Raw genomic sequence first — 6,742 nt, 5'->3', positions numbered from 1 at the left:
GGATCGTCGCAGGGCGGGCTGGGGGACGCCGCTGATTTTCTTGCGGGCGGGCGCACGGAAGGCTCGGTCCCGCGCCCGGACCGTCAGGGCAAGAGCGGCCGGACTTCCTCGGCGGCGAACCGCACGAACCGCTCCGGGTCGGGTTCGTCTCCCGTCGGTTGGAGGATCACGGTGTCGGCCCCGGCCTCCGCGAGCCGCTGTACGGCCTTGGCGACGGCACCCGCGTCTCCGGCGACACCGAGGTCGGGAACGTCGGCGAGCCCCTCGTCGGCCAGCTCTGCCCGGAGACGGGCAGCGCCATCGACACCGGTGGCGGTGAGGAGGTAGACCACGACCTGGTGCGGATCCGTACGACCAGCCGACTCCCGCCCCTCATCGACGAGTCGCCGAGCCCGTCGTACGCCGTCGGTCGGGGTGCCCGCGGTGAGGATGGTCCCGTCGGCGGCCTCCCCCGCCAGCCGCAGCGAACGGGGCCCGGTGGCCCCCGCGAACACGGGCACCGCCTCGGCCGGCGGCCAGTCGAGCGCGACGTCGTCGAGACGGACGTACCGCCCCTCGACGGTCACCCTCTCCCCCCGCAGCAGCGCCCGCAGCGCATCGAGGTACTCCCGCAGCAGAGTCACCGGCGACTCGACCCGCGCCCCGACCTGCCCCATCCAGTCCTGCACCCCATGCCCGACCCCGACGATCGCCCGCCCCGGGAACATCCGGTGCAACGAGGCGACCTCCATCGCGGTGATCGCGACGTTCCGCAACGGCACAGGAAGCAGCCCCACACCGATCCGCACCCGCCCGGTCCACGCGAGAGCCGCGGCAGCCGTGGAAACCCCTCCCTCCCGGAAACAGTCCTCCCAGAGCCAGAGGTCTTCGAGACCGGTCTCATCGGCCAGGCGGGCGATGGATCGGAGTCGTTCGGGGGCGAGTTGAGGACGGAAGACTGCGCCGAGTGCGGTCATGGGGGCCTTACTACCCAAGCGGGCAGGAGTGGGCAACCTGTTTACCGGGGCCTGCGGCTGCACGCGCGAGATCTGCCGACGGTTGGGCGCTACGGAACGAAGGCTCGTGGCAAGGCCGAACGTGCCGTTCGCGATTGGCAGTTGCACGTCCTCCGGCGAGGCCACGACGTCACGCCACGCGGACCCAATCGAACACCCCTGCGCACGTCGGCGATCCGACCGGTGTCCAGTGACCCGGTTTCGCCTGCACGGCAAGGATGGGGGAAGATGCAGCAGCAAACACGGTCGCCTCACGATCATCGAGCGGGGAGCAGAGAGGCGTTGCGGTGACTGTGCCGGCGAGTTGAGCCCAACCCGAGCGTGCTGACCACGTAAGTGCAAATGGAGAGGTCCATGGGGGAGCAAGATCGCCTGGTAGTCGACTACACGCTCCTGGAGTCTTCGAAGACGAATCTGAAGGACATCAAGAAGGCCCTCAAAGGCATCGACAAACATCGCGCCGACATCCATGACATCTGGGGTCATCACAGCATCGCCGGCAAGATGGATGATTTCGTCAGCAACTGGGACAACTATCGGCGTGAACTCCTGCAGAACGTCGAGGACTTGGGCAAGCAGGTAGAGACCTCGCTCAAGAGCTTCGAAAAGCTGGACCTCGATCTCAAGAACACGACCGAGAAGCAGCGCGGAAAAAGCGGGGGAAACTGACCGGTGGTTACGGGCAAGGGCAGGCGCCGACCGGTCGACTGGCATCCGCTGGCGGAGAAGGACCCGGTCCCCGGCGATCCTGAGGACATCCGCGACGAGGTCCGCAGAATGAAGGACCTGGCTTCAACTCTCCGCGACCAGGCTCGCATCCTGCGCAAGGCCGCCGACGGTGACGCCCTGACGGGCAAGTACGCCGACAAGATCCGCGACAAGTCCGGCGACCTCGAAAAGCACTTCCGCGAGACCGCGGCCCGCTATGAGCGCGTGGTCGGTGACCTCGGCAATTGGGCCAACGAACTGGAGGACTTCCAGGAACGGGCTGACGGCGTCCTCCGAGCCGCGAAGCAGGCCGACGAGGAACACGCTGCGGAGGTGAGGAAGAAGGAAGCCGCGGCCAAGAACGACGGCACGGGTGGCAAGGACGGCGACAAGAAGTCGTCGGAGGAGTCCGACCCCACCAGCCACCTGGCGCCGTACCACAAGCAGCTCAACCAGGTCATCTCCGAGCGCGACTCACGCGCCCAGTATTACGCCGGGAACATCGGCGCCGACATCTCGGACATCATCAAGGACAGCACGTGGGAGAACTTCAAGGACGGGGTGCACGAGCATGCGGGCACCATCAAATCCGTCGTTGAAGCCCTGAGTTGGGCCGCGACCGCCATCGGGATCATCGCCCTCCTCTTCACACCGGTCGGATGGGTGGCGACCGCCATCATGTGGACCACCCTCGGCCTGACGGCGCTCGTCGGCGCCGGGCACACACTGCTGGCCCTCTCCGGCGACGGGAGCTGGACGGACGTCGCCATGGACGTCTTCGCGCTGGCGACGCTGGGAATGGGCAGCGTGGCGATGAAGGGTGTCAAGGCCGCGACAACAGCGCTCAAGACCGCCAGCAGGTCGGCACGGTTCCAGCGGTACGAGAATCTACGCAAGCTGCTCCACAAGAATGTCATGCGGTACGGCGCCGACTCGGTCCGCGGCTCGAAAGCGGTGCGCGCGCTGCAATCTCTGCGGGGGATCGGGGCGCGCGAGACACGCCCTGTGGTGACCCGGGTGGAGCGGCTGCTGGGGGGTGACGGGGAAGTCGTGAGTGCAAGCAAGTTCGCCAAGGCTATGCGGGATCAGTTCGGTGGGAATGCCAGCGTGCGGGCGGCGGCTGACGCAACGGACAAGGCCGTAAGGAATTTTCGCTCGAACTACCTGGCGGCCAGCGTCGTAGACCTTGGAGACAAGGCCGGGGAAAAGGGCCCTTACGCGGACCAGTACGGTGACGCCAAGGATGTCCTGACGCGTGAAGTTGGGAGTCGCTGGTGAAGAATCCCACACTACGTTCAACCGACAGTAGTCAGGAACAGTGAAATTCGCAGCCAAGTTTTCTGGAGTGGGAGATAGTGGCAACAGTCCCAGCGAAAAGCCCAGAAGAGTCCCGGGCCATGAAGTATCTTGCCGTATTCACTTTGGCGCCGATCTTCTGCTTTGCGTTCCAGGACCTCGGAAGTAAATACGGGGGCATGGACTGGCTCACCTATGAATACGCGGCTTGGCCTATGATGATTGGGCCTGTCCTGATGCTGCTTCTGTTCATCAAGTACCGAGAGCTGATCCGTGACCCACGGAAGGGTGCCAACTTCTCCCAGGTGGTCAAGATGGTTTCCTTCCTTTTCCTGATCCCGAACGTATTCGCGGCGCTCGGCTACAGCTGGCTGGCCTGGATTTCGGTGCTCTCCATCCTGACAATCCTCGTGGCCGACCGCCAACTCAAGAAGCAGGCCCGCGCGTGAGTACGTCCGTCGAGGTGACCGCTCCCCGCGGCTATGAGCTCATCCTGCCGCCCGGCTGGGTCCGCATTCCCCTGCGCGACGGCACGAAGGAAGCACTCGAGAAAGTCCTCTTCTCGCACATGGGGCAAGTCCCGGAAGGCATTCCCCGGGACGACGCGATGCGCTTCCGGCTGGAGATGCGTCGCCAGTTGGAGAAGCAGGCCCGTGCGGCCAGGAGAAACGGTGGCCTTGACCTCTACCTTCCGGTGCTTCCGCGTGGGGGAATCTTCCTCATGGCCTCTTTCATCGTTGCCGAGATGCCGATCGGCCAAGGCCATGCGGTTCCCCCACAGGCAGTGATGGCTCAGCTGGCCGACGAGGGTGTTCCCGACGGTACCGCGACACAGGTCGATGTGGCGGGGGCACCCGCACTCCGCCGCGCCTATCGCTCCATGTCTTCCGAACAGCAACACCAGGACGTCCCGCCGACGCGGCGGGTCGACTATGTACTCCCCGTGGTGGACGACCCCGGTCGCTGGATCAGCATCAACTTCTCCACACCGGGTGACGGCGACATCGACAGCGAATTCACCGACGTGCTGGTCGAGTTGTTCGACGCGGTGGTCGGCACATTCAAATGGAGTTATGAGTGAGCTGGCTCAACGTCAAGCATGCCATGGAGCTGTCCCCTTGGATCCGCATCCCGCTCATGTGGCCGGAGCCGGGTCTTGAGAACGTCGAGGAGGCACAGACACCTGAGGCGTGGGCACGCTACTTCGCCGAGGGTCTCTGGGAGGATTTCCCGTCGGAGAAGCCAGAGCCGGGCGAAGTCGATCTGCTGACCAACATCCTGTTGATGTACGCCATCAGGGGCCCCGCGGCCTATCCGGACTTCGAGGTCTTCCTCCACCTCCCGCACCCACGGGAGATCCCGCTCCCCGCGTATGTCGACCTGGTGGAGATCGAGGAGGGCGAAGACCGGGAAACGGCACTGCGTGAACTGACCCACGCCGATGCGGGCTACACCGTCGAGCCTCCCATCGTCGAGGACTTCCACTCCCCGCATCTTGGATCCGGCCTGCGGGTGCTGCGCTACTACCAGGACGAGGACAGCAACGAGGTGCACGTCGGCCTCCGTTACGCCTGGCGCTACAAGAAGGGCACGGAAGCCGCGAACGTCCTGATCATCCTGGCCGATCCCGACGCCGGCCGGATCCTCCGGGCTCTCGACGATGTCGACGAGTTCGCCCGCACGGTCCGAATCAGTCCGGATGAGGAAGCGGATGCTTGGAAGTCCTCGTGATCCCGGTCGGGTCGCCACATCACGTCGGGCGATCACTCTCCCGAGGGAAGTGATCGCCCGACCGCGGGAACGTATGGTTGTCAGCGATTGACGGCCTGGATCTCCTGCACGACGACCTCCTGCGTGGCACCGAAGCTGCCGTCCGGGAGGTCGCCGCCGACGCCTCCAGTGCCGGTCCAGGTGATTTTCCAGGTGACGGTGGCCTGGAGGGGGTAGGTGCCGTCGCCGGAGGAACGCAGGTACTTCACTCCACAGGGTGGTGTCTCACCGGCCTTGCCCTTGGCGTACGGCTCGCCGATGCGGCCGTTGTTGATCTCGCAGACGCCGGAGGCCGGGTAGGTCACGGCGTCCGAGGTGCCGGGCTCGATCTTGAGCGAGACCGGCTCTGCGGTGGCAGTGGCCCGGATGCCGATCTCCTGGACGGAGGCGGTGACGGAGACCGGCTTGAACTCGGCACCGTCGAGCCAGGACCAGGTCGGGAGGTTGACCTTGGTCGTTTCGGCGGGGGCCAGCGTCACCTGCGTACCGGGGACGCGGATCTCGTTGTAGGCGAGTTCGGCAAGGATCTCGGGGGTCACGGCGTTCTCGACGTTGGCGGGTGGGGCGTCGCCGGTGTCCACCCAGAAATAGTCGTCGTCGAAGCACGAGTCCCAACCGGGCGGGTAGCTCTTGTTGACGTACGTCCCCCACCAGTACCCGTCACCGGTCTTGTCCTTGTTGAAGCCCTTTTCCTCGTCATCGGCGTTGTACTTCTTCCGCTGCGAGGCATCCCATTCCCAGCCCGTCGATCCGGCCTCCCAGGTCGGCTCCAGCTTCTTCTGCAGCTGGTCGGGGGTGTACATGGGGGCGTACCAGCATGCGGGCGGCGTCCAAGACGTGGTCGACACCAGCACGCCCGTGGAGTTGCCGCTGCCATTCTTGGAGCGGTCGAAGACGACGCCGCCAACCGTCACGCCGACCGTGCCATCATCGCCGGAGTTGGCCTCCTGGTGCGTTCCTTCGTCGCCGACATCACCATGGTCGTCCAAGTCAGCAAAGGCGGCCTGTGATGCGAAGGCGGAAGTGAACACGAGCGTCAGAACCGTTGCAACTCTGGCCAGGTTCCTTACGGCTGGCATGCCTTGTCCCCCCTGTCGGACACAACGCTGGCGGTCTGCCACACACCGTCGGCGTTCTTGGTAAGACTCGAGTGGTACAGCACGTAGGAGTTGGCCGTTGCCGCCTCCTTGTCGACCTTCTCCGTCTTCTTGTCCTTGACGTAAGCCTTGCTCTCGTCGGAGCAATAGGTGACATAGGCCTTCGTCTTCCCGGACAGTGCTACCTCGTAGTCGAAGTACCTGATCTCACCAACCCAGGTGTCGCCAGAATCGACGAAGCGCTGGACGTACGTGATCGAAGACTCCAAGGCCTTGCCCGTGTTGTAGAAACCGAGCGCCTCTGTCCCCGCGTCCCCCTCGAAGATCGCCTCGTTCAGAGACCTCACGCTCAACGTGCTGTCGGCGAGCGCCGCGTCCTTCGCCGCGTCACCCGTCTTCTCGTACTCGAAGACGTTTCTGGCATCGGTCGGGAAGGTGATCTTCGGGCGCCCGACGGCGTCAGACGCACTCGGGCTCGGGGACGGCGACGTCTTGCCGGTGTCGGCTCCCGCGATCTTGTCGTTGTCCTTGTCCTTGGAGCTGTCGTCGCTTCCGCACGCGGACAGCGTCAGGGCCGCGGTGGCGGTCAGGGCTAGCGCTGCGAGCAGCGTGGGGCGGCGGTTCACGGTCGGCTCCCGGTGAGGCGAGGCTTCTCTTGAGCGAAGCAACGCTATCCAGGGGGCAGCGGAGACACCAGGGTGAAGGTTGTCGATCGGCGGGGCGTATGTGTCCAAATCGACCGCGCGTAGGGTGAGTTGGGTCGTAACGGTTGCATAACGCGGGCGTCTTTGTGGGTGAGTGAGTGGTTCCAGTTATGAACAAGCAAAGGAGGGGTGGTTTCGGTATGGGGCGGTTGCGGGACGGGCGGGGAATGTT

8 protein-coding genes are annotated in these 6,742 nt (G+C 64.9%); 5 read left to right on the top strand and 3 right to left on the bottom strand.

Going from position 1 to position 6,742, the window contains the following annotated elements; translation table 11 throughout:
- Positions 1-83: 83 nt before the first annotated feature.
- The gene (locus tag HLK59_RS46905; RefSeq protein ID WP_171147802.1) at positions 84-956 is read right to left on the bottom strand and encodes an LLM class flavin-dependent oxidoreductase; all 873 of its coding nucleotides are present in this window, start codon (positions 954-956) and stop codon (positions 84-86) included.
- Positions 957-1,349: 393 nt separating this feature from the next.
- On the opposite strand from HLK59_RS46905, the gene HLK59_RS46900 reads away from it, so the two are divergent.
- From HLK59_RS46900 to HLK59_RS46880, 5 genes are all read left to right on the top strand, one after another.
- On the top strand, positions 1,350-1,664 hold the full coding sequence (locus HLK59_RS46900) for a hypothetical protein (protein ID WP_171147801.1): 315 nt from the start codon (positions 1,350-1,352) through the stop codon (positions 1,662-1,664).
- 3 nt (positions 1,665-1,667) lie between these two features.
- On the top strand, positions 1,668-2,981 hold the full coding sequence (locus tag HLK59_RS46895) for a putative T7SS-secreted protein (RefSeq protein ID WP_171147800.1): 1,314 nt from the start codon (positions 1,668-1,670) through the stop codon (positions 2,979-2,981).
- 119 nt (positions 2,982-3,100) lie between these two features.
- On the top strand, positions 3,101-3,448 hold the full coding sequence (locus HLK59_RS46890; RefSeq protein WP_171147799.1) for a hypothetical protein: 348 nt from the start codon (positions 3,101-3,103) through the stop codon (positions 3,446-3,448).
- Complete coding sequence (locus tag HLK59_RS46885) at positions 3,445-4,080, top strand: hypothetical protein (protein WP_171147798.1); 636 nt, start codon at positions 3,445-3,447, stop codon at positions 4,078-4,080. Before HLK59_RS46890 ends, HLK59_RS46885 begins: the two co-directional genes overlap by 4 nt.
- On the top strand, positions 4,077-4,730 hold the full coding sequence (locus HLK59_RS46880; protein ID WP_171147797.1) for a hypothetical protein: 654 nt from the start codon (positions 4,077-4,079) through the stop codon (positions 4,728-4,730). The genes HLK59_RS46885 and HLK59_RS46880 overlap by 4 nt, the downstream gene beginning before the upstream one ends.
- Positions 4,731-4,810: 80 nt before the next feature.
- Here the strand turns inward: HLK59_RS46880 and HLK59_RS46875 are convergent, their stop codons facing one another.
- Together HLK59_RS46875 and HLK59_RS46870 are read right to left on the bottom strand one after the other, a co-directional pair.
- Positions 4,811-5,848, bottom strand: coding sequence for a hypothetical protein (locus tag HLK59_RS46875; RefSeq protein WP_171147796.1), 1,038 nt, complete (start codon positions 5,846-5,848; stop codon positions 4,811-4,813).
- Entirely contained in the window at positions 5,836-6,492 is a 657-nt protein-coding gene (locus HLK59_RS46870; protein WP_171147795.1) for a hypothetical protein, read from the bottom strand. Before HLK59_RS46870 ends, HLK59_RS46875 begins: the two co-directional genes overlap by 13 nt.
- Between the last annotated feature and the right edge of the window lie 250 nt (positions 6,493-6,742).

It is taken from the genome of Streptomyces sp. S3(2020), from assembly GCF_013044505.1.
Classification (GTDB): domain Bacteria; phylum Actinomycetota; class Actinomycetes; order Streptomycetales; family Streptomycetaceae; genus Streptomyces.
The sequence above is the reverse complement of the archived record's forward strand: the minus strand, read 5'-3'. Positions and strand labels throughout refer to the sequence as shown.